A 26,927-nucleotide genomic window follows, 5' to 3' on the forward strand; every position below is an offset into this window, starting at 1 on the left:
TCGGGATGGAGCGGCTCTGAAGGGCTTGTGTCTTGAAGGGGTGGCTATACCAGTGGCAGGCGGCCCAGGTGCTTGCCAAAGTAGCGTGCCATGCTCGCAGCATGCCAGCGCATGTACTGGAAGCTGTGCCGGCTGGCGCGCTGGGCCTCATGCACCACCGTGACCCCCGGATCGCACATCACTTTCCAGCCCGATTTCCACAGCCGGGCGCAGATGTCCACATCTTCATAGTAGAGGTGGAATTTAGCATCAAAACCTCCCACATCCCGAAACGCCTGGGCGCGAAACAGCAGGAACATTCCTGCGACCCATTCGACCGGGCGGGCATCCGACTGGGGCATGAGGTGGTAGCGACCATCGTTCACGCCAGCGAGTTTCTGCGCCAGGTTCCAGGGGGTGGGAAAGCGCCGCGCGTTGTCCTCAGGCTGTCCGGCCGGGCCGAGCACCAGCGGAGCCACCAGCCCCACTGTAGGGTCTTGCATTGCTGCCAGGAGGCCCGGGAACGGATTGATCGGCAAACGGATGTCGGGATTCGCTACGCAGTAGAACGCTTGTTCGCATCCCTCAAAGGCCTGGTTGTGGTTGCCCGCAAACCCCAACGGCAACGGGTTGTGGTGCGCGAGGACAGTCAAGCCGGGTGGTGGGTGCATGGGCGCGTCCGGGATGTTTTCCGTGACCACCAGTTCAGCCACTTCGTGTGTTCCGGTCAGGTCCTGCAGGAACTGGTTGGCCAGTCGGGCCTGGCCGTGGCTGACCATGGACAGGCGGATGCTCACAAGCGCCTCAGCACGCGGTAGATCAGGCGCTGCAGGGGCGGAAAAGGCAGCGACAGCTGGGATGCGAGCCAGGTGGTGAGCCGTTGGCGGGCGGTCAGCTCACCGCCGAAACGTGCCATGAAACCACGCGCCTGGCGGGCGTTGAGACGAAAGATCTCGCCGTGCCGGTCGTCGAACAAGCGGTGCACGATGGTCTTGAAGGCCACGGGTTTGTCTTGCGCCTTGGCGCCGATGGCATTGCTGGCGTGCTGGCGGTAGTCGATCAAGGACTGGTCCAGGTACCGGCGGCTGCCCAGGGCGCTGGCCACCAGCGACAACCACCAGTCGTGCATGATGGCTTCGGGCGGGACCGGCAAGGCCTTCTCCAGCAAGGCTCGGTTCATCAGGCTGGTACACCCTGTCAGCGTGTTGCTCAGCAGCTGTGCTGGCAGACTGCTGAGATCTGGGCGCAAGCCCTGGTACCGGGCCATTGATGGGGCGATCTCCCGGCCGTCCTCTTCGATGACGCGCAGGTCGCTGTGCACCAGCGCTGGGGCACCGGGGCGGGCTTGTTCAAGCGAGCGGATGGTGGCCAGCCCGATGGCCACCTTGTCGTCGTGCCAGACGTCGTCCTGGTCGGAAAGCGCGATGTAGGCCGCGCGCCCGAACCCGGACGGCTCCAAGTCCAAGGCCAGTTGCATGAGGCACGAGAAGTTGCCACTGGCGCCCAGGTTGCCCAGGTCGTCCTCGACCACAGTGATGCGCTCGGGCGAGCGCAGTCGGAGCTCGTGCAGCAGCCCAGGTGATCCGTCGCTCGATCCATCGTCGCGGCACAGGATGTGGGTGCTCACGCCGCTCTGATTCAGGATGGATTCCACCTGTTGTGTGAGGAAGCGCTGGCCGTTGTACACCGGCAGCAGCACCAGCACCCAGGGTGAAGCAGGGTCAGAAAAAGTAGGAACGGGAGACTGGCTCATGGAGAGTGATGGGTGGACCGCCGGGGATAGGTCAGAGCTGGTTGAGGGCCAGGCCCAGCCAGAACGAGGCGCGGCCGGAACGGGTCTGCCGCCAGAGGCCGCTGTGGCGTCCTGCCTGCATGCGTCCGATCAGATCGGGGCGGCGGCGCATGTCCTGGAACTTGCGCAGCACGTCCAGCGCCTTGGGCTGCAGCTCATTGGCGATGTCGTTCATGGCCGCTTCCGTCTGGTCGCCCCAGGTGCGGTACTGCCCCTTGAACAGCATGCCCATGCGCAGTACCTTGTCCCAGGAGCGGCCCTGCGATCCGATCAGGTTGTCGGCATGCTGGCGGTAGAGCAGACAGGGCTCCGGATCGAAGTGCATCTGCCCGCCGCAGCCGGTGACGACCTGGTATGCCGTCCAGTCGTGCAGGACCGAATGCTCGGGTTTGACCCGGCGCATCAGCCGCAGCAGGGGCTGGTTGAACACCATGGTGTTGCCGCTGGCGACGTTCTGCAGCAGGGCGTTGCCGAAGCCCAGGGGGCGTTGTGGCAGGCGGCTCACGCCGATGGGCTCCAGTCGCTCGTTGACCAGGCGGGTGCGCGCCGCATACAGCGCCGGCTGGCCCGTGGTCGGCCGCAGGGCCCGCAGTGCGTCCACGGCGCGGGAGAGCTTTTCCGGTAGCCAGACGTCGTCCTGGTCGCTGAACGCGATCAGGTCGTGGTTGGACGTGGGTTCGACGGTGCGCAGGAGGTGGAAGAAGTTGGCGGTGGAGCGCCGCCCGGGTCCTTTGACGAGCCGGATGCGGTGGTCCCCGTGCTTGTCCGCGAAGGCTTCGCACAGACGCACGGTGTCGTCCGTCGATCCGTCGTCGCTGACGGTCAGCGTCCAGTTGGGGTGGGTCTGGCCGGCGATCGACTCCAGCTGCTCACGGATGTACCTGCCACCCTGGTAGGACGCCAGCAGCACATGAACGCAGGGCGCGGCACCGGACGCTTCACTCATTCGGCGGTGCGTCGCGTACCCAGCACCTCGTGCAGGATCGCGGTGAAGCGTTTTCCGAAGGTCTCGGTGGCGCACTGCTGCCTGAACACCTTGTGGCCGGCGGCCGCGATGCGATGGCGCAGCGGCTCGTCGTTCTTGAGGCGCAGGATGGCATCGGCCAGCGCCTGAGGATCGGCGGGGTTCACCAGCAGCACGCTTTCGCCGTCCTTGAGCAGCTCCTGAACGGGCTCGTTGCGGCTGGTGATCAGGGGTTTGCCCACGCCGATCGCCTCGACGACCTTGTTGGTCAGCACCAGCTTGGCGCGCTCGTTGTCGCCGAAGATTCCCAGGCACACATCGGCCCGGGACATCAGCTCGGCCAGCTTGGCGTATGGCACTGGGTCCAGAAACTTCACATGCGGCAGGCCAAGTTCGCGGGCCAGTTGCATGTCCTCTTCGTAGGTCAGGCCTTTGCCCACTATCTGGAACTTCACACCATGTGGTTCCAGCAGCTTGGCGGCCTTGAGGATGTGACGCACGCCATGGAACGGGATGTATTCGCCATGGAAGTGCACGAGGAACTCGCCATCGGCGGGCCGCAAAGGCCCCGGCTTGATCACGCTGTCGTCCACGGCCAGGAAGAGCCGGCGGAACTTGCTGGTCTCGGTGTGGATGGTGCGCCCGAAATGGCCGATGACGTGGTGGCTGTCCAGGATGGACAGCTTCGTCATCTTGTAGGACAGCCAGTCGCTGAGGCCATAGATGCGGGCCTTGAACGAGCCGGGGGCCGCCTTCTCCCGGTCGAACACCATCGTGTCGTACGTGGTGATGTACATGTCGAACAGGATGGGCTTCCAGGTCAGCAGCCGCACCAGCGGCGCGAGCAACTGGCCGTAGAAACCCACCACAACCGCATCACAGCGGGGGGCGTTCAGTAGGGTCTTGAGCAACAGGCCCGGGTAGTGCTTGAATGACTTGTTGGGCGGCAGGCATTCGATCACCTCAAAGCCGTTCTGGCGCATGGCGTTGAGCACGATGCGGGTGCGTGAGTAGGCGGCCTCCCGTCCGGCGACATACAGGATTTTCATCAAGGGCGGATCAGAAGCGGAGGTTGGCCTTGAACACCACGCTCTGTGTCTTGCGCACGTCCTGCAATTGGGCGCCGTAGGTGGCGCTGAACTGGAGGTGGCGAGCCACGTCCATGGTGGCCTGCAGACCCAGCTGCGTGCGCTCGACCTTGGACAGCGGGAAAATCTCGCGCTGCACGACGTTGGGAGAGCCCGACTCGCGCATCGACACGGTCACGGTGTCGCGCGACAGGCTGGAGGTGTGGTGCAGGCTGCCGCCGAAACGCAGCTTGCGCTGGCCGCTCAGGCTGATCGGGTCGGTCTGCAGGTCCACGCCGATGCCCGAGAGCCACTCGTTGACCCGGTTGGAGCTGAACAGCACGTCGGTGGTGTAGAGGGTGGAGGTCAGGGCCGGGTCGAGACTGTGCGACTGGTTGGTCAGCGACACCCAGGGCGTGACGCTGAAGAACTCGCCACGCATCGGGTAGCGCATCTTGTTCTCGAAGGACCAGGTGCTGCCGCTCTGGCGGTTTTCCAGCGTGCGCCGGACCAGACCGTCCTGTGCGTGGCTGGCAAACTTCAGGTCCAGGTGGGAGACCTGGCTGCTCATCACCCAGCCCGACACCGGCTTGTTCCAGTACAGCGACACGGCGTCGGAGGTGTACTGCTTGGAGTTGCGTTGCTCGGTGGTGGACAGGTACTTGGCCTGGTCCTGCTGGAACACGGCGATGCCCATGCGGCTGCTCTGGGCGTTGTCGGCCGATCCGACGCGCATGTCGAAGGCCAGGCCGGTCGGCGCAGAGCCTTGCGGCGTCTGGGCGAACGGCTGGAACACCCGGCTGTTGCGTGCGTTGAACTGGAAGGCATCGCCCTCCCGCAGGCCCAGCGGCAGCAGCCTGAAGCCAGGCTGCAGGGTCTTCTGTTCGGCCATGGACAGCACCAGCGTGCCGTTGTCGATGTCCTGGTTGATGCGCCCGGCCGAGTCGGCGCCGGCGCTCACACTGTTGGCCCAGTCCCAGCCGCGGGTCAGGTAGTGCTGGTAGACGCGGGTGATGATGTCCTGGCCCCGGTTGCCGAAGTGGGTGGCGTCGTGGTAGAGCGTGTCCACTGCCGAGCGGGAGGGGTTGGCCGTCGAGACGTTGTTGAAGCCGAACTTGCCGGGTTCGTTGAAGACGCGCTGGAACACGGTGTACATGTCCACCGCGATCACGTTGGGTGTGGCGTTGGCCACCGAAGCGATGTAGTTGTTCCAGCCGATCACCTGCTGGGAGGCCAGCGACGACACGCCCGGTCCGCGGCCCCAGTCGTGCAACTGGGTGACAAACAGCCGGCGGTTGTCGGCCGCGGCACCGGCCGCGATCAGGCGCGCCACGCCATCCGAATAGCCTTTTTTGGCATTGGTGAGGTTGTTGTCCGGCGAGCCGTTGCGACCCATGTCGTTGTGGCCCAGGTAGACCACGGTCAGATCCCGGTCGGCGATGGCGCTGCCACGGTTCTTCCAGTTGTCGATCTGCTTGTCGAAGGCGCGTGCTTCGCCGTAGCTGGCGCGTGCACCACCGATCGCATAGATGTCGGACTTCGTGACCGTGCCCCGGCCCTGCATCTGCGTGGCCCAGTTGATGGTGCCGATGGAGTTGGTGAAGTTCGGGTCGGAGTAACTGTCGCCGAACACCCGCATGGTGTTCACATGGACCTCACCCAGCGAGCTGCCACCGCTGCTGCTGTAGGGGTTGGCCACCGAAGGGGTGGAGCCGCCGGAGCTGGCGCAGCCGGTGATCAGGGCCGTGACTGCCAGGGTCATCGCCGACAGGGCATGGTGTGACTTCATGAAGGTTCTCCCCGAAAAGTGTCTGGTGGGTCAGTCGCTGCCGAACAGGTCGCGCGTGTAGACCTTGTCCTGCACATCGGCCAGTACTGGCGTGAGGCGGTTGGTGATGATCACGTCCGATTCCTTCTTGAAGGTTTCGAGGTCGTTGACCACCGGCGAGTGGAAGAACTCTTCTTCCTGCAAGGCGGGTTCGTAGATGATGACGCGGACGCCTTTGGCCTTGATCCGTTTCATGATGCCCTGGATGCTGGAGGACCGGAAGTTGTCCGAGCCCGCCTTCATGATCAGCCGGAACACGCCGACCGTCTTGGGCTTCTGCTTCAGGATGCTCTCGGCGATGAAGTCCTTGCGCGTGGTGTTGGACTGGACGATCGCCTGGATCAGGTTTTGCGGCACGTGCTGGTAGTTGGCCAGCATCTGCTTCGTGTCCTTGGGCAGGCAGTAGCCGCCGTAGCCGAAGGAGGGGTTGTTGTAGTGGTTGCCGATGCGCGGATCGAGGCCGACGCCCTCGATGATCTGGCGCGAATCCAGGTTGTGCGCCGCGGCGTAGGTGTCCAGCTCGTTGAAATAGGCCACCCGCATGGCCAGGTAGGTGTTGGAGAACAGCTTGACCGCCTCGGCTTCGGTCGAATCGACGAACAGCACCGGAATGTCCTGCTTGCGAGCACCTTCCTTGAGCAGCCCGGCGAAGGTCTCAGCCCGCTCCGAACGCTCGCCCACGATGATGCGTGACGGGTACAGGTTGTCGTGCAGGGCCTTGCCTTCGCGCAGGAACTCGGGCGAGAAGAGCAGGTTCTGGCAGCCGGTCTGCTCGCGCAGCTTGGCGGTATAGCCCACGGGCACCGTGGACTTGATCACCATCACTGCCTGCGGGTTGATCTGCATCACGTCACGGATCACCGCCTCGACCGACCGCGTGTTGAAGTAGTTGGTCTCGGGGTCGTAGTCGGTGGGCGTCGCAATGATGACGAAGCTGGCGCCTTCGTAGGCTTCGTGCTTGTCCAGCGTGGCGCGCAGGTTCAGCGGCTGGTGGGCCAGGAAGTCTTCGATGTCCGCGTCGACGATCGGACTCTTGCGCGCATTGATCAGCGCCACCTTCTCGGGAACGATGTCCAGAGCGACGACTTCGTGGTGCTGGGACAGCAGCACGGCGTTGGACAGCCCGACGTAGCCGGTGCCAGCAACCGCAATCTTCATGAGAAACCTTGTGAAAGAGCTAGGCCTAAAACCTTGGAATTTTGCCATAGGGGCCTCTGAGACCCTTATGGGTTCCTTAGGCCAGGATTCCCAGCGCGAACGGAAGGCTGGCCATGCCCAGCAGTGTGGACAGGGTCACCAGACCGGCCACATAGGGCCCGTCGTAGCCCATCCTGGCCGCCAGCACGTAGCAGCTGGAGGCCGTCGGCACGGCGGAGAACATCAGCAAGATGGTGGTCTGTGCCGTGTCGAGGCGGAAGGCCATGGCCAGCCCGAAGGCGAGCAGCGGCATGCCCAGGTGCTTGACGCACAACACCATCGCGCCGAGTTGCTTGGCCTTGGTCAGGCTGCCCAGCCGCATACCCGCGCCAGCGGCCATCAGCCCCAGGGCCAGCGAGGCCTGCCCGATGCGGTTGACCGTCGGTTCCAGCCAGGACGGAACCGTGAAGCCGAGCAAATTGGCGACGAGCCCGCTGGCGGTGGCGATGATCAGCGGGTTTCGCACCAGCTCGCGGGCGAAGCCCTTGTTGGCGCGGCGGGCCATCGGCCATACGGCGCCCACGTTGAACAATGGCACGCAGACCCCGATCAGCACCGCAATCATCAGCAGCCCCTGGGGGCCGGCGATCTTGTCGGCCAGTGCCAGGGCGATGAAGGAGTTGAACCGGAACCCCACCTGTGCGCTGGCGGCGTGCAACCGCGGGTCCAGCCGGCGCCCCAGCCAGGGCCAGTGAGGCAGCGAATAGGACAGCGCGATGCCACAGATGCCCAGTGCCAGGCCGGCCGCCATAAGGCTGGAGGCGGCACCTATGTCCAGTGGGCTCTTGACGATCGAGTGGAAGAGCAGGACCGGGAACAGGAAGAAATACACCAGGCTTTCCAGTGGCTCCCACACCGTCCGGTTCAGGGCGGTGAAGCGGCAGACCAGGTAGCCGCAGAGGATCAGCGAAAAGTCCGGAAAGAGCAGTTGGGCAAAGTTCACCGGGCGAGCATAGCGCCCGGACGTGCCTGCTTCCGGGGGTTTGTACTTATGTAGTCTCCCCATGGTCAACCGGGTGCAGCCTGTCTACAGTCCCGGGGGGCTGGCAGGGGTAATATGACCGTTGCTATTGTTTTGTGTACAACGAAGGAGAGATCGCATGTTTGCTCGCCGTTCCCTGATGGGGCTGGGTCTGGTTGCCATGTCGCTGGGTGCGACCGGAGTGGCCTGGGCGCAGGCCTACCCGACCAAGGTCATCCGCCTGCAGGTACCGTTCGCACCAGGCGGTACGACCGACATCGTCGCGCGCGTCATGTCCGAGCCTCTGGGCAAATCGCTGGGCCAGAGCGTGGTGGTCGAGAACAAGGCTGGTGGCGGCGGTGTGATCGGTGCCACCGAGCTGGCACGTGCCGCCGCCGACGGTTACATCATCGGCATGGCCACGGTGTCCACCACGGCGGCGAACCCGGCGATCAATCCCAAGATCCCGTACAACACGCTCACCGACTTCACCCCCATCACCAACATCGCCGCCACGCCCAACGTGATCGCGGTGCACCCCAGCTTCCCGGCCAAGGACTACAAGGCCTTCATCGCCGAGCTCAAGAAGAGCCCTGGCAAGTACAGCTACGCCAGCTCCGGCACCGGTGGCATCGGCCACCTGCAGACCGAGCTGTTCAAGAGCCTTGCGGGTGTGTTCATGACCCACATTCCCTACCGTGGCGCCGGTCCGGCCCTGAACGACACCGTGGGCGGCCAGGTGCCCATCATCTTTGACAACCTGCCGTCGGCCCTGCCGCACATCAAGGCTGGTCGCCTGGTGCCCATCGTGGTGGCCGCGCCGCAGCGCCTGCCGGTGCTGCCCGACGTGCCGACCTTCAAGGAAGTGGGGCTGGAGCCTGTGAACCGCATGGCCTACTACGGCCTCATCGGCCCCAAGGGCATGCCGAAGGACGTGGTGGACAAGCTCTACAACACCACCAAGACGGCCCTGACGGACCCGGCGGTCCGCAAGCGCATCGAGGACACCGGTTCGCTGATCGTGGCCAACACACCCGAGCAGTTCACGGCCCAGATCAAGGCCGAGTACGAGGTGTACAAGGAAGTCGTCACCAAGCAGAAGCTCTCGCTGGACTGATGGACCCCACGGCGCTCGCGCGCAGCGAAGAGAGCGCGGGCGCCTTTGTCGATGCCCTCTGGCTGGAGGAGGGCCTCTCGCGCAACACGCTCGACGCATACCGGCGCGACCTCGTGCTGTTCGGCCAGTGGCTGGCGGCCCATGGCGCGCGTTCCCTGCCGCAGGCGGGCGAGGCCGACATCCATGCCTACTTCGCCAGCCGCCACGCCGAGACCCGGGCGACCACCGCCAACCGGCGCCTCACGGTGTTCAAGCGCTATTTCCGCTGGGCACTGCGCGAGCGCCTCATCGACGCCGATCCGACCCTGCGGTTGACCGCGGCGCGTCAGCCGCTGCGCGTGCCCAAGACGCTGTCCGAAGCCCAGGTCGAGGCGCTGCTGAACGCACCCGACACCGCCACACCGCTCGGCCTGCGCGACCGCGCCATGCTGGAGCTGATGTACGCCAGCGGGCTGCGGGTGAGCGAGCTGGTGACGCTGCGCACCTTTCAGGTGGGCCACCAGGACCACGTGCTGCGGGTGACTGGCAAGGGCAACAAGGAGCGGCTGGTGCCGTTCGGGCAGATCGCTGGTGAGTGGCTGCAGCGTTATCTGAGGGAAGGGCGCCCCGAGATCCTCGGTGGGCAAGCCAGCGAAGACCTGTTCGTCACCGCGCGCGGCAGCAAGGCCGGCGAAGCCATGAGCCGGGTGATGTTCTGGAACCTGGTCAAGCGCTACGCGCTGGCCGCCGGCATCACCTCGCCGCTGTCGCCCCACACGCTGCGCCATGCCTTCGCCACCCATCTGCTCAACCACGGCGCCGACCTGCGTGCCGTGCAGATGCTGCTGGGGCACGCCGACATTTCGACCACCACCATCTACACCCATGTCGCGCGCGAGCGGCTCAAATCGGTCGTGGCGCAGCACCATCCGCGCGGCTGAGGGGATGGTCCTGGGGGTATAACCCGGATATGGATGGCTTCTTGCAAACCCCCGTGGCGCAGGCCGCGATGCTGGCGGCGGCGGGCGCGCTGGCGTTCTGGCTGAGAGACGTGCCCGGGCTGGTGGTCTCCTGGGGCAAGCGCTTCTTCATCTCCACCCTCTCCATCGACTCGCGCGACGAGTTCCTGTTTTCGGCGCTCGTGGAGTACATGGACACCCATCCCTCGCTGCGGCAGGTCAACCAGTTCACGGCCCGCAGCGTGCGCCAGGGCACGGAATACCAGAGCCTGGCCGAGGACCTGCGGGCCGGCCAGGCGCCCCGGGCCTATCTGTCGCCTGGCGAAGGCCTGCACATCCTCTGGATCGACGGCCGGCTGGTCTGGATACGCCGCGAACTGCAGGTGACGCAAAGCGTGTTCGAGCGCATCAGCCTGTCGCACTTCGGTCGCTCCGGTGGCTGGCTGTCGGCCTTTCTGCAGCGCGCCATCGACGCGCGCGCCAGCCGCGAGAGCGACACGCTCTCGGTCTATATCCCCAACCCGTTCCACGGCGGGGACTGGATGCGGGCACGGCTGGGCTCGCGCCGCCCGCTGTCGTCTGTGGTGCTCAAGGCCGGGCAGGCCGAGGCGCTGCTGGCCGACCTGCAATCGTTCTACGCTGCCCACGAGCGCTACGCGGAACTGGGCATTCCCTGGCGCCGCGGCTACCTGCTCTACGGGCCTCCGGGCACCGGCAAGACCTCGCTGGTCACCGCGCTGGCGTCCGAGCTGCACCTGAACGTCTGCACGCTCAGCCTAGCCTCGCCCATTGTCACCGACGAGAAGATCCACACCCTGCTGGCGGCGGTACCGCAGCGCTCGCTGCTGCTGATTGAGGACGTCGACGCCTTCTTCCGCCAGCGCGACGCGGCGCACGCCCAGGTGCGGCTGTCCTTCTCCGGCTTCCTCAACGCGCTGGACGGTGTGGCGACGCAGGAGGGCAATGTGCTATTCATGACGACCAACCACGCCGAGCGTCTGGACGAGGCGCTGATCCGCGCCGGGCGCATCGACGAGCGGGTGGAACTGGGCGCCTGTGACGAAGAGCAGCTGCGGCGGCTCTACCTGAAGTTCGACCCGGACGAGGTGGCGGCGCTGGCGTTCGCCTCGAAGCACGCCCCGCAGGGTCTGTCGCCGGCGCAGGTGCAGGGCATGCTGATGCGCCGTTTCGGCGCCATGCGTCGTCAGGTCTGACGACGCTCATTGCGGCGGCCGCTGCACCAGCTCCACCAGCAGCCCCTGCTCGGTGACCGTGATCTGGCCAGGCCGCAGGCCCAGCAGGTCGGCCATGGCGGCTTCCTTCTGTGGCAGCTGGTAGAGCACCACTTCGCGCAGCGACTGCTCGGCCAGCGCGGGGGCGTAGGTGTTGAGGAGGTCCACCGCCTCGGGCTGCAGGCCGGGGAACCGGAAGCGGTAGACCTTGAGCTGGTGGGCCCGCAGCGAGCGGTCGCTGTGTTCGTAGCGCAGCGCGAAGTCGACCGTGAAGCTGCCTTGCTGGGTGCGGGCCAGTGCCGCGCCGGCGGCGGTCACCGGCATCTCGGCGCGCAGCCGGTTCTGCGCCGGCAGCAGGCCCAGGCGCGGTGCGCCGAGGTCCAGGTTCACCAGGCCGGCGACCGGGTAGCGCACCGGAAAGCGTTTGGCCACCTCGGTCTGCAGCAGGTCCTGCGGCACCGTGATGCGGGGCAGGGCGGGGGGCGGTTCGGCCGACGCGGCGCCGGTGGTCTGCGCCAGGCTGTGCCCGCACAGGCCCACCGTCACCAACGAAAGAAGCAGGCGGCGGCGCACGCGGACTCAGCTCAGCGGTAGAACACCTCGACCGGGCCCTTGAGCTGGATCAGCACAGGCTGGCCACGGCGGTCCACCGTCTTGCTCGACTGCACCTTGACCCAGCCTTCGCTGATGCAGTACTCGGCCACGTCGAAGCGCTCCTTGCCGTTGAAGCGGATGCCGATGTCGTGCTCGAACACGGCCGCCACATGGTGGGGGCTGCGCGGATCGATGGAGAGGCGGTCAGGGAGGTCGGGGCGGACGGTGTCAGACATGAGGCAGAGGATCGGAAATCAGAAAACGCCGATTGTCCCGCATCGGGTGTCGGCTCAGTCCTCCAGCACCCGCACCTTCACGCTTTTGCCCTTGACCCTGGTGGTGGACAGGCGGCTGGCCACCTGCTGTGCGATGGCACGGTCCACCGCCACATAGGTGGACCATTCGTTGACGTTGATCTTGCCCACCTGCTCACGGGTGTAGCCCAGGTCGGCGGTGAGCGCACCCAGCACGTCGCCGGGCCGGATCTTTTCCTTGCGTCCGCCCTGGATGTGCAGCGTGGCCATGGGCGGCTGCAGCGGTTCGGCACTGGCGGGCACGAGTTCACTGACCGGATGCCATTCGGATTCGCGGCCCTGCAGCTGTTCGATGCGGCCCACGCAACCCATCTCGTCCATGCTCGCCAGGTTCAGCGCCAGGCCGCTCTCGCCCGCGCGGCCCGTGCGGCCAATGCGGTGGATGTGCACCTCGGGGTCGGGCGTCACGTCCACGTTGATGACGGCCGCCAGGCTGGCGATGTCCAGCCCGCGCGCGGCCACGTCGGTGGCCACCAGCACGCTGCAGCTGCGGTTGGCAAAGCGCACCAGCACCTGGTCGCGCTCGCGCTGCTCCAGTTCACCGAACAGGGCCAGCGCGCTGAAGCCCTGGGCCTGCAGCACGGCCACCAGGTCGCGGCACTGGGCCTTGGTGTTGCAGAAGGCGATGGTGCTGGCCGGGCGGAAGTGCAGCAGCAGCTGGCCCACCATGTGCAGGCGCTCCTTGTCGCTCACCTCGTACCAGCGCTGTTCGATCTGCGCGCTGCTGTGCTGGGCCTGCACGGCAATCGTCTGCGGATCGCGCATGAACTGCGCCGCCAGCTTGGCGATGCCTTCAGGGTAGGTGGCCGAGAACAGCAGGGTCTGGCGCTCTTTGGGGCACTGCTTGGCGACTTTGACGATGTCGTCGAAGAAACCCATGTCCAGCATGCGGTCGGCCTCGTCCAGCACCAGGGTGTTGAGCGCGTCCAGCTGCAGGCTGCCGCGCTCCAGGTGGTCCATGATGCGGCCGGGTGTACCGACCACGATGTGTGCGCCATGCTCCAGTGTGGCCAGTTGCCCGCGCAGAGGCACGCCGCCGCAGAGCGTGACGACCTTGATGTTGTCCTCGGCGCGCGCCAGGCGCCGGATCTCGGTGGTCACCTGGTCGGCCAGCTCGCGCGTGGGGCAGAGCACCAGGGTCTGCACCGCGAAGCGGCGCGGGTTGAGGTTGGTCAGCAGGGCCAGGGCGAAGGCGGCGGTCTTGCCGCTGCCGGTCTGGGCCTGGGCGATGAGGTCCTTGCCCAGCAGGGCGGGCGGCAGGCAGGCCGCCTGGATCGGCGTCATGCGCAGGTAGCCCAGTTGCTCCAGGTTGGCCAGGGTGGCGGGCGAGAGGGGGAGCTGGCTGAAACCGGCGTCGGAGGATGCGGGGGAGGCGGAGGTCATCGGCGATTATCCGCACATGCCGGCTGCTGGGTGTTCAGGCGCTCAGGGTGAAGTGGAAGGCCGCCCCCAGCCCGGGCTCGGAAAACGCCCACACGCGACCGCCGTGGCGCATGACGATGCGCTGCACGATGGTCAGCCCGATGCCGGTGCCGGTGTATTCATCCGCCCGGTGCAGGCGCTGGAAGGGGCCGAACAGCCGGTCGGCCGAGGCCATGTCGAAGCCGCAGCCGTTGTCGCGCACGAAGAACACCGTTTCCCCGCCGAGCGTCTTGGCACCGACGTCGATGCGCGTGATCTTGCTGTGGGCGCTGAACTTCCAGGCGTTGCGCATCAGGTTGTCGAGCAGGGCGCGCACCAGCGTCGGGTCCGCCATGGCCTCAAGCTTGGGTGAAATCCGGATCTCGGCGACACGTTGCGGCTCGGACTCCATCAGCTGGCTGGCGATCTCGCCGGCGATGCCGCTGATGTCGACCACCCGCAACTGCATGGGCACCTGGTTCAGGCGCGCCATGTGCAGCAAGGCGTCGATCAGGGCCCACATGCGCTGGCCGGTGGCCGCAATCCGCTGGACCAGGTCGATCCCGTCGGGGTCGAAGCGGGTCGGTTGTGTCTGTACCAGCATTTCGCTCAGGCCGATGATGGCGCGCACTGGCGCACGCAGATCGTGCGCCACCGAATAGCTGAAGGCCTCCAGTTCCTTGAGGCTCTGGTTGAGCTGGTCGGTGCGTGCAGTGACCAGATTCTCCAGGCTCTCGTTGAGCGTCTTGAGTCGCAGTTCGCTCTGCTTGCGCTCCGACACATCCTGCACCACCCCGGTCACGCGGCGGTCGGAGACGTGGCCTGCGTCGATCTTGATCCACCGGGGCGTCGCGCCTTCCGCAAGCACGCGGAACTCCTCGCTGAAGTGCCGGCGGTTTTCCAGGCAGTCGTGGAGCTTGCCCGCGATGGCGTCGCGCTCGGCGGCGTCCACGCGCTCGAGCAGGTTGGCCAATGTCATTGGCTGATCGCGTGGCCAGCCGATCAGGTCGGCGGTGCGGGGCGACGGGGTGATGGTGCTGGTGTTCTTGTCCAGCTCCATGACCCCCAGGCTGGCGGCATCAAGTGCCTGCTGCAGCAGGCGACGGCTGTCGTTCAGCTCGTTCTCCAGCCGCTGGCGCTCGAACGCCATCTGGATGGTGGCGTGCAGCTCGCGCTCCGAAAAGGGCTTGAGCAGGTAGCCGTAAGGTCGTGTCCTGCGGGCACGCTCCAGGGTCGAGTCCTCGGAGTAGGCCGTCAGGTAGATCACCGGGACAGCGTGCGTCTCGCGCAGCTTCGCGGCCACCTCGATGCCGTCCATGTCGCCCTGGATGTGGATGTCCATCAGCACCAGGTCGGGCCGCATCTGCGACACCAGATCAATGCTCTCCTGGCCCGAGACCGCGATGGCGGGCACGTCGTACCCCAGCATCGACAGGCGCTGCTGCAGGTTGAAGGCCACGATGCTTTCGTCTTCCACCACGAGGATGCGGGCGGGCTGGTTCATGGCTGGCCTCCGGGAGGGATGTGGACGGTGAACCGGGTGGGGTCGGCGCGCTGCACCTCCAGCGTGCCCTGCAACTGGCGCGTCAGCAGCCGCACGAGCTGCAGGCCCAGCGAACCGGTTCGCTCCAGATTCTGATCCTCCGGGATGGCGACGCCGTCGTTGCTGATGGAGAGACTGACACTGCCGTCGCCGCCCTGCTCCAGCACCACCTGGATGGTGCCGCGCCGCTGGCCGGGAAACCCGTGTTTGAGCGCGTTGCTCACCAGTTCGTTGACGATCAGGCCACAGGGTATCGCCTCGTTGATCGGCAGCTTGACGTGGGTCGACTCGATGTTGATCGCAACATGACCCGCCACCATGCCGTAGGAGTCCATCAGGCTGGGCAGCAGCTCGCCCAGGAACTGCTGGAAGTCGACCCGGGCAAAGTCGTGCGACTGGTACAGCGTCTGATGGATCATCGACATCGAGCGGATGCGGTTCTGGCTGTCGCGCAGCATGGCCACCAGATCCGGGTCGCCGATCTTGAGCATTTGCAGGTCGAGCAGGCTGTGGATCACCTGCAGGTTGTTCTTGACCCGGTGGTGCACCTCTTCGAGCAGCAGCTCCTTCTCGCGCAGTGCGTCGCTGACGCGGCGTTCGTTCTGTTTGCGCTCGCTCAGGTCCAGGATCACCGACAGGATCATCGGACCCTCGCCGGTGTCCACCGGGTTGATGCCGATCTCCACCGGGAACTCGCTGCCGTCCTTGCGCAGTCCGCTGAGATCGCGTCCCGCGCCCATCGGTCTCGCGGTGGCCTCGATCTGGAAGCCGCGCCGGTACCCGGGGTGTGCGTGGCGGTAGCGTTCTGGCACCAGCATTTCCACCGGCTGTCCCAGCATCTCTTCGCTCGTGTAGCCGAAGGTGGCCTCGGCGAGCCGGTTCACGCGGGTGATCATGCCTTGCTGCGTGACCACGACCATGGCCACCGGTATGCGGTCAAACGCCTGTCCGAGGTATTCGTCCAGCTGGATGTTTCGTGTGCTCATGGCCAACGTGCGGGAGTGATGCCAGGTGGTGGCCCAGCATAAAGGGGAATGGGCCACGCTGCGCGGGGAAAAACACCGTCCGGGCGCGCGTCGCACCCTCGCTTGATACAAACGAATTCGTTTTCGGCTCAGGCGCTGAGCAGATAGTCGAGTTCGGCCTGACTGAAACCCGCCGCCCGGCGGGCCTCATTGTTGAAAGGCGGGCGCAGCCGGGGCGCCGTGTGCACGCGCGCCAGGTGCCGGTAGTGCGACAGTGGTTCCAGGCCCTGCCGTTCGCACAGCCAGCCATACCAGCGGTTGCCGATGGCCACATGCCCGACCTCGTCGCGCAGGATGATGTCCAGGATGTCCACGGCGCGCAGAGCCGCCGGGGTGCCGACCTTGCGCAGCCGGGCCTGGATCAGCGGCGTCGCATCGAGGCCGCGCGCCTCCAGCGTGCGCGGCACCAGGGCCATGCGCGCTGTGATGTCGTGTTGCGTCTTCACGCACATCTCCCACAGGCCGTTGTGCGCCGGGAAGTCGCCGTAGTCGTGGCCCAGGCTCTGCAGGTGTTCGCGCAGCAGGCCGAAGTGGGTGGCCTCTTCATCGGCCACGCGCAGCCAGTCGCGGTAGAAATCGGAGGGCATGCCCGCGAAGCGCCAGACCGCGTCGAGCGCCAGGTTGATGGCGTTGAACTCGATGTGGCAGACCGCGTGCAGCAGAGCGGCCAGGCCTTCGGGCGTGAACGGCGAGCGCTGCGCCACCGCCATGGGCGGCACCAGCGCCGGCTGTTCCGGGCGGCCGGGCAAGACCCGGTCATCGGGCTCATGGATGGACTGTGCTGGCGCCAGTGCCGCTTCACGCGCGGACTCGTCGGGCAATGCCAGCAAGCGCTGCCACAGCGCGTGGGCCGCCTGCGCCTTGGCCTGCGGGTCCGGCAGGCACAGGGCGTCGAGCGCCGCCTCGCGCAGGCTGGGTTCGGTGCTGGGGACGGTGGGCATCCCTACAATTCTAGGTTTGCCCCGCAGCCCACAGGAGACCTTCGCATGGCGATCTATGAACTCGATGGCACCCGCCCGCAGTTGGCCGAATCGGCCTGGGTGGCCGAGAACGCGCAGGTGATCGGCGACGTCCAGCTCGCGCCCGGCAGCAGCGTATGGTTCGGCGCCACGCTGCGCGGCGACACCGAGCCCATCGTGGTGGGCGAAGGCAGCAACATCCAGGATGGCTCGGTGCTGCACACCGACAAGAACCTGCCGCTGACCATCGGTCGCCACGTCACCGTGGGCCATCAGGTCATGCTGCACGGTTGCACCATCGGCGACGAGTCGCTGATCGGCATCGGCGCCATCGTGCTCAACGGCGCGAAGATCGGCAAGAACTGCCTGGTCGGAGCGGGTGCGCTGGTCACCGAAGGCAAGGAATTCCCCGACGGCTCCATGATCATCGGCAGCCCGGCCAAGGCCATGCGCCAGCTCACGCCCGAGCAGATCGAAGGGCTGCGCCGCAGCGCGCTGCATTACATGGAGAACGCCGAGCGCTACCGCCAGGGCTTGAAAAAAATCGGCTGACCCCGATCTGCCAACGTTCTTTTTCTGAAAGCACAGAGTGTCCGAACTCCACAAATTCCTGTTTGAAGGCCTGCCGGTGCGCGGCATGCTGGTGCGCCTGACCGACAGCTGGCAGGAAATCCTCCGCCGTCGCCAGCAAGCCGGTGGCTACCCCGAAGCCGTGACCGAGCTGCTGGGCGAAATGGCGGCAGCGGCCACGCTGATGCAGGCCAACATCAAGTTCAACGGCGCGCTGATCCTGCAGGTGCAGGGCGATGGTCCGGTCAAGCTGGCCGTGGCCGAGGTGCAGCCCGACCTGGCGCTGCGCGCCACGGCCACCGTGACCGGCGAGGTGGCGACCGACGCACCGCTGTCGCACATGGTCAATGTGAACAATCTCGGCCGCTGCGCCATCACGCTCGACCCCAAGGACCGCCTGCCGGGTCAGCAGCCCTACCAGGGGGTGGTGCCGCTGTTCGGCGATCGTCACGAAAAGCTGGAGAAGCTCAGCGAGGTGATCGAGCACTACATGCTGCAGAGCGAGCAGCTCGATACGCGCCTGGTGCTGGCCGCCAACGACCAGGTCGCGGCTGGCCTGCTGATCCAGCGCCTGCCGCTGCAGGGCGAATCCAACCTGGCTGGTGCGGGCGCGGTGGCGCGCGACGAGGACCAGATCGGCCGCAACGAGGACTACAACCGCATCGCCATCCTGGCCGCGAGTCTCAAGCGCGAGGAACTGCTGACGCTGGATGCCGACACCATCCTGCACCGCCTGTTCTGGGAAGAGGATGTGCGCCGCTTCGAGCCGCAGATCGGCGCCGAAGGTCCGCGTTTTGCCTGCACCTGCTCGCGCGAGCGCGTGGCGGGCATGCTCAAGTCGCTGGGGCGCGAGGAGGTCGAGTCCATCATCGCCGAGCAAGGACAGGTGGAGGTGGGCTGCGATTTCTGTGGTGCCCAGTACCACTTCGATCCGGTCGACGCAGCGCAGGTGTTCCTGCAGGCGGCGGCCCAGCCGCCCGTCGCGGGCGGCACGCACTGAGCCTTTACTTCAGAGCATCGAGCACATCGTGGCAGGCGCCCATGGTGTGGTAGTCGACCTTGCCGGCCGGGCTCTTTTCGTCGCTGTACTTGCGGTTGTCGGCCGTCAGGATGCGCCACCAGGCGCCGTGTTCGTGGTCCACGAAATGGCGCCATGAGTAGGCCCAGAGGTGGTCGTAGGCCGCCCAGTAGCGCTGCTCGCCGGTGACGGTGGCCAGCCGCGACGCGGCGGCGAGCGACTCGGCCTGGACCCAGAAGTACTTGTCGCTGTCGCAGATGCTGCCGTCGGGCGCGAAGCCGTAGTACAGGCCGCCGTGTTCGCCGTCCCAGGCCTTGTGCATCGCGGTGTCGAAGAAATGGCGCGCGCGGTCGATCAGGGCCGCATCGGGGCGGTGCTCATGCAGTTGCAGCAGCAGCTTGGTCCACTCGGTCAGGTGGCCGGGCTGGAAGCCCCAGGGCCGGAAGATGTTGGTCTTGTCGTCCTTGTTGTAGTCCCAGTCCACGCTCCAGTCGGCCTTGTAGTGCTCCCAGACCAGCCCGTCGGCCAGGGCGGCCTGCCGCACGGTGATGTGTTCGGCTAGCAGGGCGGCGCGGTCCAGGTAATGCGTCTCCTGCGTGGCGTCGAAGGCGGCGAGCAGTGCTTCGCACAGGTGCATGTTGGCGTTCTGGCCGCGGTAGGGCAGGACCTGCCAGTCGGCGGTGGCCTCGTCGGCGTAGAGACCATGGGCTGGTTCCCAGAAGCGCTGCTCCAGCAGCTCGAAGGTCTGCGCGATGCCCGCGTGTGAACCGGCCAAGCCGGCCATGTGGGCGTGCGCATGGGCCAGCAGCACGAAGGCCAGGCCGTAGGCGTGGTTCGTGGCGTCCAGCACGCGGGCCTGACCGTCTCGCCAGTCGAGCAGCCAGGCGTAGCCACCGGTGTCCGGGTTGCGGTGCATGGGCAGGAAGTCGAAGGCCTGTTGCAGGGCCTTGCGGGCCACCGCACCACCCAGCCCTCGGCGCACGGCCATGGCCAGTGTGACCACGTAGCGCGTGCTGCTCACCAGGTGCCGGGTGTGGGCGTCGTAGACGCTGCCGTCGTCGCGCAGGAAATGGAACAGCCCGCCGTTGGGGTCGATGGCGCGCGGCAGGTAGAACGACAGCGTGTCTTCGATGTGGTTGCGCAGGAATGCCGGCGAGCGGAAGTCGGGCAGGGGTGTTGCAGGAATCATGGGCGTGCGTCTCCAGTGTGGTTGCGTGCCAGCAGGCCGCTGAACAGCCGGTGTTCGCAGGCCGGGTCGCTGCATTTGTCGCAGCTCCAGGCGCGGCGGCCGCTGGTCAGGGACGGTTCGGTGGTGGTGAGGTCCTGCCCCAGGCAGCGGCCGATGGCGCGCAGGGCTTGTTCGGTTCGGGTCTGCCCGTGGCCGTGGATGGTTTGGAAGGCCAGTCCCGCGGCCTGCAGTTCGCGCCGGATCGCTGCGTCCACCGCATCGCGCACGGCGGGGCTGTCGCGGAAGAATCCATCGGCGACCCAGGGCAGGTCCAGACCCATGAGCAGGGTCAGGTCCACACAGCGCTGCCAGGCCAGGGCCTCGGGCCAGAGCGAGCGGTCGTTGAAATAGAGCTCGCTGTAGGCCGCGATCACGAGCGGAGAGGTGTCGGCGACGACGATGTCCACCCCATGCAGGGAAGCCATCTCGTCGGTGAGGCGGGCCTGCTCGCGGGCCACGGCGGCCTGCTCGTGCGCGTGGGGCGCACGGCCCTGCTGTTCGCACCAGTGGCGCAGGTGCTCGGGCACCAGCTCGGCGGTCAGACCCGTTTCCGCGAGGTGCCCGCACAAGGCACGGGCCAGGGAGGTCTTGCCGGTGGATTCGCCGCCGAGCAGCGTGACCACAAGTGCCACGGCGCAGCTCAGGGCTTCTTGTGGGCGATCTGCACGAAGATCTCGTTGGGCCGGACCATGCCCAGATCGTTGCGGGCCAGTTCTTCGACCATGCCCAAGCCTTCTTCGAGGTCGCGCACCTCGTTGGCCAGTCGCTCGTTGCGCTGCTGCGCGTCCTGGTTGACCGCTTCCAGCGCCGCCAGTTCGGTCTTCATGCGCGAGACCTGGGGCACGCTGCCCCGGCCGAACCACAGCTGTGCGTGCAGCACGAGCAGCAGCGTGATCAGCAGGCCGGGGACAATGCGATGAGCCATGGAGCAGTATTGCTTGGTCTGGCGACCGGAGCCGCCGGTCCCGATTACTTCAGGTTGTAGAACGCGGCACGGCCGGGGTACACGGCCACGTCGCCCAGGTCTTCCTCGATGCGCAGCAGCTGGTTGTACTTGGCCATGCGGTCCGAACGCGACAGCGAGCCGGTCTTGATCTGGCCGGCGTTGGTGCCCACCGCGATGTCGGAGATGGTGCTGTCTTCGGTTTCGCCCGAGCGGTGCGAGATCACGGCGGTGTAGCCGGCGCGCTTGGCCATCTCGATGGCGGCGAAGGTCTCGGTCAGGGTGCCGATCTGGTTGATCTTGATCAGGATCGAGTTGGCAATGCCCTTCTCGATGCCTTCCTTGAGGATCTTGGTGTTGGTGACGTACAGGTCGTCGCCCACGAGCTGGACCTTCTGGCCCAGGCGCTCGGTCAGATGCTTCCAGCCATCCCAGTCGCCTTCGGCCATGCCGTCCTCGATGGAGACGATGGGGTACTTGTCGACCCAGGTGGCCAGCATGTCGGTCCACTGCTCGGCGGTGAGTTGGATGCCGCCTTCGCCTTCGAGCACGTACTTGCCGTCCTTGTAGAACTCGCTGGCGGCGCAGTCCAGGCCCAGGGCGATCTGTTCACCGGCGGTGTAGCCGGCCTTGTCGATGGCCTGCAGGATCAGCTGCAGCGCGGCTTCGTGGTTCTCGACCGAGGGGGCAAACCCGCCTTCGTCGCCCACGGCGGTGCTGATGTGCTTGTCGTGCAGGATGGCCTTGAGGGCGTGGAACACCTCGGCGCCCCAGCGCAGGGCTTCGCGGAAGCTCGGGGCGCCCACGGGGATGATCATCAGTTCCTGCAGGTCGAGCGAGTTGTTGGCGTGTGCGCCGCCGTTGATGATGTTCATCATGGGCACCGGCATCTGCACCGCGCTCATGCCGCCGAAGTAGCGGTACAGCGGCAGGCCGGCTTCTTCGGCGGCGGCACGGGCCACGGCCATCGACACGGCCAGCATGGCGTTGGCGCCCAGGCGGCCCTTGTTCTCGGTGCCGTCCAGGTCGATCAGGGTCTTGTCCAGGAAGGCTTGCTCCGAGGCGTCCAGTCCCAGCACGGCTTCGCTGATCTCGGTGTTGATGTTCTCGACGGCCTTGAGCACGCCCTTGCCGAGATAGCGCTTCTTGTCGCCATCGCGCAGCTCGATGGCTTCGCGCGAGCCGGTGGAGGCGCCCGACGGCACGGCCGCGCGGCCCATCACACCCGATTCCAGCAGCACGTCGCATTCGACGGTGGGGTTGCCACGGCTGTCCAGGACTTCGCGGCCGACGATATCAACGATTGCACTCATGGTTTCTACCTTTGGAACAAGTCAAAAAAGAAATCGGAACGGGGCGCTCAGACGCCCTCTACGGCAAACATGCGGATCGAGCCCGCACCCTCACGCAGCGTGCGCGCATGGGTGTAGGTTTCGGAGTGGTAGTAGGCCTGTGCGGTGGCGATGTCCTTGAACTTCAGCACCACAACCCGCTGCGGATGCCAGCCACCTTCGAGCGGCTCGATACGGCCACCGCGCACCAGCACCTCGGCGCCAAACTCCTGCATGGCGCGGGTGCTCCACTCGCGGTAGACCTTCATCTGCGCTTCGTCGGTGACGGTCACATCCGCAATGATGTACGCGCTCATTGGAAATCGTTCTCCAGCAGCGGATTTGTTTTGGTTACGGAATCGAGCGCGACCAGGGTTTCCAGCAGCGCCTTCATGCGGCCCAGCGGCACCGCGTTCGGTCCGTCGGACCAGGCCTCGGCCGGCTTCGGGTGCGTTTCCATGAACAGGCCGGCCACACCCACGGCGACACCCGCGCGGGCCAGCACCGGCACCATCTCGCGCGCACCGCCGCTGACGGCGCCCAGGCCGCCGGGCTTCTGCACCGAGTGGGTGACGTCGAACACCACCGGTGCGCCGGACTTGCGCATTTCGGCCAGGCTGGTCATGTCGGCCACCAGGTTGTTGTAGCCGAAGCTCACGCCGCGTTCGCAGGCCAGGAATCGGTCTTCCGACAGGCCGGCGTCCTTCGCGGCGGCGCGGGCCTTGTCGATGACGTTCTTCATGTCCCAGGGGGCGAGGAACTGGCCCTTCTTGATGTTCACCGGCTTGCCCGACTGCGCCACGGCGCGGATGAAATCGGTTTGGCGGCACAGGAAGGCCGGCGTCTGCAGCACGTCCACCACGGCTGCGACCTCGGCCACCTGCGACTCGTCGTGCACGTCGGTCAGCACGGGCAGCTGCAGCTGGCGGCGCACTTCGTCGAGGATCTTCAGTCCCGCATCCAGTCCAACGCCGCGCTGGCTGCTGCCAGACGAGCGGTTGGCCTTGTCGAAGGAGCCCTTGTAGATCAGCGGAATGCCCAGCGCGCCGCAAATTTCCTTGAGCTGACCGGCGACATCGAGCGACATCTGCAGACCTTCGATGGAACAGGTGCCCGCGATCAGGAAGAAGCGCCGGTCCAGGCCGACGTCGAATCCGCAGAGTTGCATGGCGGTGTTCCGATCAGGCCTTGGCGGCCTTCTGGTGCTGGACCGCCGCCTTGACGAAGGCGTTGAACAGCGGGTGACCGGCCCAGGGAGTGGACTTGAACTCGGGGTGGAACTGCACGCCGATGAACCACGGGTGCTCGCTCTGCGGTAGTTCGACGATCTCGGTCAGCTGTTCGCGCTGGGTCAGAGCCGAGATCACCAGACCGGCCTTACGCAGCTGGTCGAGGTAGTTGACGTTGGCCTCGTAGCGGTGGCGGTGGCGCTCGGTCACCACGTCGCCATAGATGCTGTGCGCCAGCGTGCCGGGGGCCACGTCGGAGCTCTGCGCGCCCAGGCGCATGGTGCCGCCCAGGTCGGAACTGGCGTCGCGCTTCTGGATGCTGCCGTCCGCGTCTTTCCATTCCTCGATCAGTGCGATCACCGGGTGGGGCGTGGCGGCATCGAACTCGGTGCTGTTGGCACCTTCGAGGCCCGCGACGTGGCGCGCGTACTCGATGGTCGCAACCTGCATGCCCAGGCAGATGCCGAGATAGGGCACCTTGTGCTCACGCGCGAAGCGGGCGGTGGCGATCTTGCCTTCCACGCCGCGCTGACCGAAACCGCCGGGCACCAGGATGGCGTCGTACTGTGCCAGCTTGGTCGCCACATCGGCACCCTCCATGGTTTCGGAGTCGACGTGGTCGATCTTGACGCGCACATGGTTGCGCATGCCGGCGTGGCGCAGGGCCTCGTTGACCGATTTGTAGCTGTCCGAGAGGTCGACGTACTTGCCGACCATGGCGATCTTCACCTCGCCTTGCGGGTGTTCGGTCTCGTAAACCAGGTCGTCCCAGCGCTTGAGGCTGGTGGGTGGGGTGTTCAGGCGCAGCTTGTCGCAGATCAGGCCGTCCAGGCCCTGCTCGTGCAGCATGCGCGGCACCTTGTAGATCGTGTCCACGTCCCACATGCTGATCACGCCCCACTCGGGCACGTTGGTGAACAGCGAAATCTTGGCGCGCTCCTCTTCGGGAATGCGGCGGTCGGCACGGCACAGCAGGGCGTCGGCCGAGATGCCGATCTCGCGAAGTTTCTGCACCGTGTGCTGGGTCGGTTTGGTTTTGAGCTCACCGGCCGCGGCAATCCACGGCAGGTAGGTCAGGTGCACGAAGGCCGAGTTGTTCGGGCCCATGCGCAGGCTCATCTGGCGCACGGCTTCGAGGAAGGGCAGGGACTCGATGTCGCCCACCGTGCCGCCGATCTCGACGATGGCCACGTCCACGGCATCGGGCGTGCCGATGCCGGCGCCGCGCTTGATGAACTCCTGGATCTCGTTGGTGACGTGCGGGATGACCTGCACGGTCTTGCCGAGGTAGTCGCCGCGGCGTTCCTTCTCCAGCACCGACTGGTAGATCTTGCCGGTGGTGAAGTTGTTGGTCTTCTTCATGCGCGTTTCGATGAAACGCTCATAGTGACCAAGGTCCAGGTCGGTTTCGGCGCCGTCGTCGGTGACGAACACCTCGCCGTGCTGGAAGGGCGACATGGTGCCCGGGTCCACGTTGATGTACGGGTCGAGCTTGATGAGGGTGACTTTGAGGCCGCGCGATTCAAGGATCGCAGCCAGGGAAGCAGAAGCAATGCCCTTGCCAAGGGAGGACACCACACCGCCGGTGACGAACACGAATTTGGTCATGACTCGGGCGAGCCGGGCGCTCGCAGGAGGTGGAAATGGCGATTATAGGCGCCACCCCCCTGTTGGCCCGGCCGCACGGACCGGTCACGACACGGTCGGTCCGCGGGCTGTGGTGCTCAGCGGTTGCCGCGCACCCGCAGCAGGAAATTCCTCTCCAGCTTGCCGCCGCCACTGGCCTGGGCCGTCACCGTCACAAGGAAGTCCTCGTCCTGGCCAGAGGTGTTGTCGTAGCACTCGGGAAAGCCCTTGCAGGTCTGGGTGATGAGGCCGGTGCTGCTGTTGATGCGCAGATTGGTCAGCAGTGCCGCCACCGCGCTGCCCGAGGCGCTGACGCCGTCCAGCTTGAACGAGTAGCTCAGGGTTTCGCCGGCGGGCGGGGTGGCCGAGGTGTCGATGGCCCAGCGCGACTGGGTGGCGGTGCTGCCGGCGTACGCGGGATTGACCGGGCCGAAGTCGGCCTCGTTGCCCGAGTAGAAGCTGCCATCGGGCCTGATCTTGTCCAGCGGGTGGTAGCTGTCGCTGTCGGCAAACCAGACGTTGGCCAGGGCACCCCCCGTGGGCGCTTCGCCTTCCGGTCCGTCGGAGCCTCCTCCACAGGCTGCAAGGGAGGCCAGGACAAGGCTGGCGCTGAGGAGCATGGGAAGGCGGGTCAAGTGCATGGCCAAGGGTGTCCTGATATGGAAGGTTGGTCAAAGCGCAGATTATGGGTTCGCGCGGCCGTGGCCTGCTGGCAGGCGTTTCAAACTGCTACATTGCGGCCATGAGCGAACTCGCCGGCAAACACATTGTCCTGGGGCTGTCGGGCGGGATCGCCTGCTACAAGGCGGCCGAATTCTGTCGCGCCCTGATCAAGGCCGGCGCCACTGTCCAGGTGGTCATGACCGACGCGGCCACCCAGTTCATCACACCGGTCACGATGCAGGCCCTGTCAGGTCGCACGGTGTTCTCGTCCCAGTGGGACAACCGCAACGCAGCGGGCGTGGACAACAACATGCCCCACATCAACCTGAGCCGGGAAGCCGACGCGATTGTGGTGGCCCCCGCCAGCGCCGACTTCATGGCCAAGCTGCTGCACGGCCGGGCCGACGACCTGCTCAGTCTGATGTGCCTGGCGCGCCCGATCGACAAGGTTCCACTCATCCTGGCGCCTGCCATGAACCGCGAGATGTGGGCCCACCCGGCCACGCAGCGCAATGTGGCCCAGCTCAAAGCCGATGGCGCCACGGTGCTGGACGTGGGCGTGGGTGATCAGGCCTGTGGCGAGATTGGCGACGGGCGCATGCTCGAACCGGACGAACTGCTGTACGAGCTCATCCGCTTCTTCACGCCCAAGCTGCTGGCCGGCCAGCAGGTGCTGGTCAGCGCCGGCCCGACCTTCGAGGCGATCGACCCGGTGCGGGGTCTGACCAACCTGTCCAGCGGCAAGATGGGTTTTGCCATTGCCAGGGCCGCGCACGAGGCGGGCGCCCATGTGACGCTGGTGGCTGGGCCGGTGAGCCTGCCGACCCCCCGAGGCGTGGGGCGCATCAACGTCAAGTCCGCGCTGAACATGCAGAAGACGCTCGGCGTACTGAGCCAGAACGCCACGGTGTTCATCTCGGCCGCCGCGGTGGCCGACTGGCGTCCAGCCGACATCGCCGTGCAGAAGATCAAGAAAGACGGTTCCGGCCAGGTGCCGACCCTGGGCTTCGTCGAGAACCCCGACATCCTGGCCGGCATTGCCCAGACCGCCCGCGCGCAGAGCCGGGCGCTGTACTGCGTCGGGTTCGCCGCCGAAAGCGAGGACCTGCTGGCCCATGCGCAGGCCAAGCGCGTGCGCAAGGGCGTGCCGCTGCTGGTGGGCAACATCGGTCCTGACACCTTTGGCCAGGACGACAACGCCCTGCTGCTGGTGGATGAGCAGGGCAGTTCGGAGCTGCCCCGGGCGTCCAAGCTGCAGCTGGCGCGGCAGCTTGTGGCGGAGATCGCGCGGCGTCTGCCCAACCCCTCGCCGCTGCCAGCCACGACCTGACCTGGTAACGCCGGTTGCCCGGTGCAGGCAAGCTCGCTATCATCGAATAAGCAATTGCTTATTCGATGATTTGGAGGA

The 26,927-nt window shown here is 66.2% G+C and carries 27 protein-coding genes; 6 read left to right on the forward strand and 21 right to left on the reverse strand.

Going from position 1 to position 26,927, the window contains the following annotated elements; all coding sequences use genetic code 11:
- Positions 1–44: 44 nt before the first annotated feature.
- From DD542_RS16035 to DD542_RS16065, 7 genes are all read right to left on the reverse strand, one after another.
- Entirely contained in the window at positions 45–776 is a 732-nt protein-coding gene (locus DD542_RS16035; RefSeq protein ID WP_206610683.1) for a glycosyltransferase family 2 protein, read from the reverse strand.
- Positions 773–1,732: a glycosyltransferase family 2 protein gene (locus DD542_RS16040; protein WP_127806321.1), complete on the reverse strand. Its 960-nt coding sequence runs from the start codon at positions 1,730–1,732 to the stop codon at positions 773–775. Before DD542_RS16040 ends, DD542_RS16035 begins: the two co-directional genes overlap by 4 nt.
- Before the next feature lie 31 nt (positions 1,733–1,763).
- On the reverse strand, positions 1,764–2,717 hold the full coding sequence (locus tag DD542_RS16045) for a glycosyltransferase family 2 protein (RefSeq protein ID WP_084397286.1): 954 nt from the start codon (positions 2,715–2,717) through the stop codon (positions 1,764–1,766).
- A complete protein-coding gene (locus tag DD542_RS16050) occupies positions 2,714–3,784 on the reverse strand; it encodes a glycosyltransferase (RefSeq protein WP_127806322.1) in 1,071 nt (356 codons plus the stop codon). The genes DD542_RS16045 and DD542_RS16050 overlap by 4 nt, the downstream gene beginning before the upstream one ends.
- 10 nt (positions 3,785–3,794) lie before the next feature.
- Positions 3,795–5,591, reverse strand: coding sequence for an SGNH/GDSL hydrolase family protein (locus DD542_RS16055; protein ID WP_079365327.1), 1,797 nt, complete (start codon positions 5,589–5,591; stop codon positions 3,795–3,797).
- Between the two features lie 30 nt (positions 5,592–5,621).
- The gene (locus DD542_RS16060) at positions 5,622–6,788 is read right to left on the reverse strand and encodes a nucleotide sugar dehydrogenase (RefSeq protein WP_127806323.1); all 1,167 of its coding nucleotides are present in this window, start codon (positions 6,786–6,788) and stop codon (positions 5,622–5,624) included.
- Between the two features lie 76 nt (positions 6,789–6,864).
- Entirely contained in the window at positions 6,865–7,770 is a 906-nt protein-coding gene (locus DD542_RS16065) for an AEC family transporter (protein ID WP_066155484.1), read from the reverse strand.
- A gap of 178 nt (positions 7,771–7,948) precedes the next feature.
- Here DD542_RS16065 and DD542_RS16070 point away from each other — a divergent pair, with 178 nt between their 5' ends.
- The 3 genes from DD542_RS16070 to DD542_RS16080 are packed head-to-tail and all read left to right on the forward strand — an operon-like array spanning position 7,949 to position 11,057.
- Entirely contained in the window at positions 7,949–8,905 is a 957-nt protein-coding gene (locus tag DD542_RS16070) for a tripartite tricarboxylate transporter substrate binding protein BugE (protein ID WP_127807417.1), read from the forward strand.
- The gene (xerD, locus tag DD542_RS16075; RefSeq protein ID WP_127806324.1) at positions 8,905–9,825 is read left to right on the forward strand and encodes a site-specific tyrosine recombinase XerD; all 921 of its coding nucleotides are present in this window, start codon (positions 8,905–8,907) and stop codon (positions 9,823–9,825) included. Before DD542_RS16070 ends, xerD begins: the two co-directional genes overlap by 1 nt.
- A 41-nt stretch (positions 9,826–9,866) precedes the next feature.
- Positions 9,867–11,057 carry an AAA family ATPase gene (locus tag DD542_RS16080; protein ID WP_164868415.1) on the forward strand — a complete coding sequence of 397 codons (1,191 nt, stop codon included), beginning with the start codon at positions 9,867–9,869 and terminating at the stop codon, positions 11,055–11,057.
- A gap of 6 nt (positions 11,058–11,063) precedes the next feature.
- Here DD542_RS16080 and DD542_RS16085 read toward each other — a convergent pair whose 3' ends face one another.
- The 6 genes from DD542_RS16085 to DD542_RS16110 all read right to left on the reverse strand — a co-directional run bounded on the left by DD542_RS16085 (position 11,064) and on the right by DD542_RS16110 (position 16,893).
- Positions 11,064–11,648: a DUF1439 domain-containing protein gene (locus tag DD542_RS16085; protein WP_127806326.1), complete on the reverse strand. Its 585-nt coding sequence runs from the start codon at positions 11,646–11,648 to the stop codon at positions 11,064–11,066.
- Between the two features lie 11 nt (positions 11,649–11,659).
- A complete protein-coding gene (locus tag DD542_RS16090) occupies positions 11,660–11,905 on the reverse strand; it encodes a DUF3297 family protein (protein WP_127806327.1) in 246 nt (81 codons plus the stop codon).
- 54 nt (positions 11,906–11,959) lie between these two features.
- Positions 11,960–13,366 carry an ATP-dependent RNA helicase DbpA gene (gene dbpA, locus DD542_RS16095; RefSeq protein WP_127806328.1) on the reverse strand — a complete coding sequence of 469 codons (1,407 nt, stop codon included), beginning with the start codon at positions 13,364–13,366 and terminating at the stop codon, positions 11,960–11,962.
- A 34-nt stretch (positions 13,367–13,400) separates the two neighbouring features.
- On the reverse strand, positions 13,401–14,888 hold the full coding sequence (locus DD542_RS16100; protein WP_127806329.1) for a response regulator: 1,488 nt from the start codon (positions 14,886–14,888) through the stop codon (positions 13,401–13,403).
- On the reverse strand, positions 14,885–15,913 hold the full coding sequence (locus DD542_RS16105) for a histidine kinase dimerization/phosphoacceptor domain -containing protein (protein ID WP_127806330.1): 1,029 nt from the start codon (positions 15,911–15,913) through the stop codon (positions 14,885–14,887). Before DD542_RS16105 ends, DD542_RS16100 begins: the two co-directional genes overlap by 4 nt.
- A gap of 128 nt (positions 15,914–16,041) precedes the next feature.
- Positions 16,042–16,893: a ferritin-like domain-containing protein gene (locus tag DD542_RS16110; RefSeq protein WP_127806331.1), complete on the reverse strand. Its 852-nt coding sequence runs from the start codon at positions 16,891–16,893 to the stop codon at positions 16,042–16,044.
- 45 nt (positions 16,894–16,938) lie between these two features.
- Here DD542_RS16110 and DD542_RS16115 point away from each other — a divergent pair, with 45 nt between their 5' ends.
- Together DD542_RS16115 and DD542_RS16120 are read left to right on the forward strand one after the other, a co-directional pair.
- The gene (locus DD542_RS16115) at positions 16,939–17,463 is read left to right on the forward strand and encodes a gamma carbonic anhydrase family protein (protein WP_127806332.1); all 525 of its coding nucleotides are present in this window, start codon (positions 16,939–16,941) and stop codon (positions 17,461–17,463) included.
- 37 nt (positions 17,464–17,500) lie between these two features.
- Positions 17,501–18,481 carry an Hsp33 family molecular chaperone HslO gene (locus DD542_RS16120; RefSeq protein WP_127806333.1) on the forward strand — a complete coding sequence of 327 codons (981 nt, stop codon included), beginning with the start codon at positions 17,501–17,503 and terminating at the stop codon, positions 18,479–18,481.
- A 4-nt stretch (positions 18,482–18,485) separates the two neighbouring features.
- On the opposite strand, the gene DD542_RS16125 is transcribed toward DD542_RS16120, so the two are convergent.
- From DD542_RS16125 to DD542_RS16160, 8 genes are all read right to left on the reverse strand, one after another.
- Complete coding sequence (locus DD542_RS16125) at positions 18,486–19,688, reverse strand: AGE family epimerase/isomerase (RefSeq protein WP_127806334.1); 1,203 nt, start codon at positions 19,686–19,688, stop codon at positions 18,486–18,488.
- Positions 19,685–20,359 carry an ATP-binding protein gene (locus DD542_RS16130; protein ID WP_127806335.1) on the reverse strand — a complete coding sequence of 225 codons (675 nt, stop codon included), beginning with the start codon at positions 20,357–20,359 and terminating at the stop codon, positions 19,685–19,687. Before DD542_RS16130 ends, DD542_RS16125 begins: the two co-directional genes overlap by 4 nt.
- A gap of 8 nt (positions 20,360–20,367) precedes the next feature.
- The gene (locus DD542_RS16135) at positions 20,368–20,652 is read right to left on the reverse strand and encodes a septum formation initiator family protein (protein ID WP_127806336.1); all 285 of its coding nucleotides are present in this window, start codon (positions 20,650–20,652) and stop codon (positions 20,368–20,370) included.
- A 44-nt stretch (positions 20,653–20,696) separates the two neighbouring features.
- On the reverse strand, positions 20,697–21,983 hold the full coding sequence (eno, locus tag DD542_RS16140) for a phosphopyruvate hydratase (RefSeq protein ID WP_079365314.1): 1,287 nt from the start codon (positions 21,981–21,983) through the stop codon (positions 20,697–20,699).
- Positions 21,984–22,030: 47 nt separating this feature from the next.
- Positions 22,031–22,318 (reverse strand): DUF1330 domain-containing protein, encoded by a 288-nt coding sequence (locus tag DD542_RS16145; protein ID WP_066155538.1) that lies wholly within the window; start codon positions 22,316–22,318, stop codon positions 22,031–22,033.
- Positions 22,315–23,169, reverse strand: a complete 855-nt coding sequence (kdsA, locus tag DD542_RS16150) for a 3-deoxy-8-phosphooctulonate synthase (RefSeq protein ID WP_066155541.1) — start codon at positions 23,167–23,169, stop codon at positions 22,315–22,317. Before kdsA ends, DD542_RS16145 begins: the two co-directional genes overlap by 4 nt.
- Before the next feature lie 13 nt (positions 23,170–23,182).
- Entirely contained in the window at positions 23,183–24,838 is a 1,656-nt protein-coding gene (locus tag DD542_RS16155; RefSeq protein ID WP_066155547.1) for a CTP synthase, read from the reverse strand.
- Positions 24,839–24,954: 116 nt separating this feature from the next.
- Positions 24,955–25,497, reverse strand: a complete 543-nt coding sequence (locus tag DD542_RS16160; RefSeq protein ID WP_127806337.1) for a hypothetical protein — start codon at positions 25,495–25,497, stop codon at positions 24,955–24,957.
- Between the two features lie 101 nt (positions 25,498–25,598).
- Between DD542_RS16160 and coaBC the strand changes: the two genes are divergently transcribed.
- A complete protein-coding gene (gene coaBC, locus DD542_RS16165; RefSeq protein WP_127806338.1) occupies positions 25,599–26,849 on the forward strand; it encodes a bifunctional phosphopantothenoylcysteine decarboxylase/phosphopantothenate--cysteine ligase CoaBC in 1,251 nt (416 codons plus the stop codon).
- Positions 26,850–26,927: the final 78 nt, after the last annotated feature.

Source organism: Hydrogenophaga sp. NH-16, from assembly GCF_004006415.1.
Classification (GTDB): domain Bacteria; phylum Pseudomonadota; class Gammaproteobacteria; order Burkholderiales; family Burkholderiaceae_C; genus Hydrogenophaga; species Hydrogenophaga pseudoflava.

What these genes read in the sequence shown, in the direction of transcription:
- DD542_RS16145 (WP_066155538.1), bottom strand. Translation starts at nt 22,318, where the DNA reads ATGAGCGCGTACATCATTGCGGATGTGACCGTCACCGACGAAGCGCAG.
- DD542_RS16105 (WP_127806330.1), bottom strand. Translation starts at nt 15,913, where the DNA reads ATGAGCACACGAAACATCCAGCTGGACGAATACCTCGGACAGGCGTTT.
- DD542_RS16155 (WP_066155547.1), bottom strand. Translation starts at nt 24,838, where the DNA reads ATGACCAAATTCGTGTTCGTCACCGGCGGTGTGGTGTCCTCCCTTGGC.
- DD542_RS16110 (WP_127806331.1), bottom strand. Translation starts at nt 16,893, where the DNA reads ATGCCCACCGTCCCCAGCACCGAACCCAGCCTGCGCGAGGCGGCGCTC.
- eno (WP_079365314.1), bottom strand. Translation starts at nt 21,983, where the DNA reads ATGAGTGCAATCGTTGATATCGTCGGCCGCGAAGTCCTGGACAGCCGT.
- kdsA (WP_066155541.1), bottom strand. Translation starts at nt 23,169, where the DNA reads ATGCAACTCTGCGGATTCGACGTCGGCCTGGACCGGCGCTTCTTCCTG.
- DD542_RS16040 (WP_127806321.1), bottom strand. Translation starts at nt 1,732, where the DNA reads ATGAGCCAGTCTCCCGTTCCTACTTTTTCTGACCCTGCTTCACCCTGG.
- DD542_RS16160 (WP_127806337.1), bottom strand. Translation starts at nt 25,497, where the DNA reads ATGCACTTGACCCGCCTTCCCATGCTCCTCAGCGCCAGCCTTGTCCTG.
- dbpA (WP_127806328.1), bottom strand. Translation starts at nt 13,366, where the DNA reads ATGACCTCCGCCTCCCCCGCATCCTCCGACGCCGGTTTCAGCCAGCTC.
- DD542_RS16115 (WP_127806332.1), top strand. Translation starts at nt 16,939, where the DNA reads ATGGCGATCTATGAACTCGATGGCACCCGCCCGCAGTTGGCCGAATCG.
- DD542_RS16045 (WP_084397286.1), bottom strand. Translation starts at nt 2,717, where the DNA reads ATGAGTGAAGCGTCCGGTGCCGCGCCCTGCGTTCATGTGCTGCTGGCG.
- xerD (WP_127806324.1), top strand. Translation starts at nt 8,905, where the DNA reads ATGGACCCCACGGCGCTCGCGCGCAGCGAAGAGAGCGCGGGCGCCTTT.
- DD542_RS16055 (WP_079365327.1), bottom strand. Translation starts at nt 5,591, where the DNA reads ATGAAGTCACACCATGCCCTGTCGGCGATGACCCTGGCAGTCACGGCC.
- DD542_RS16100 (WP_127806329.1), bottom strand. Translation starts at nt 14,888, where the DNA reads ATGAACCAGCCCGCCCGCATCCTCGTGGTGGAAGACGAAAGCATCGTG.
- DD542_RS16090 (WP_127806327.1), bottom strand. Translation starts at nt 11,905, where the DNA reads ATGTCTGACACCGTCCGCCCCGACCTCCCTGACCGCCTCTCCATCGAT.
- DD542_RS16070 (WP_127807417.1), top strand. Translation starts at nt 7,949, where the DNA reads ATGGGGCTGGGTCTGGTTGCCATGTCGCTGGGTGCGACCGGAGTGGCC.
- DD542_RS16135 (WP_127806336.1), bottom strand. Translation starts at nt 20,652, where the DNA reads ATGGCTCATCGCATTGTCCCCGGCCTGCTGATCACGCTGCTGCTCGTG.
- coaBC (WP_127806338.1), top strand. Translation starts at nt 25,599, where the DNA reads ATGAGCGAACTCGCCGGCAAACACATTGTCCTGGGGCTGTCGGGCGGG.
- DD542_RS16125 (WP_127806334.1), bottom strand. Translation starts at nt 19,688, where the DNA reads ATGATTCCTGCAACACCCCTGCCCGACTTCCGCTCGCCGGCATTCCTG.
- DD542_RS16050 (WP_127806322.1), bottom strand. Translation starts at nt 3,784, where the DNA reads ATGAAAATCCTGTATGTCGCCGGACGGGAGGCCGCCTACTCACGCACC.
- DD542_RS16060 (WP_127806323.1), bottom strand. Translation starts at nt 6,788, where the DNA reads ATGAAGATTGCGGTTGCTGGCACCGGCTACGTCGGGCTGTCCAACGCC.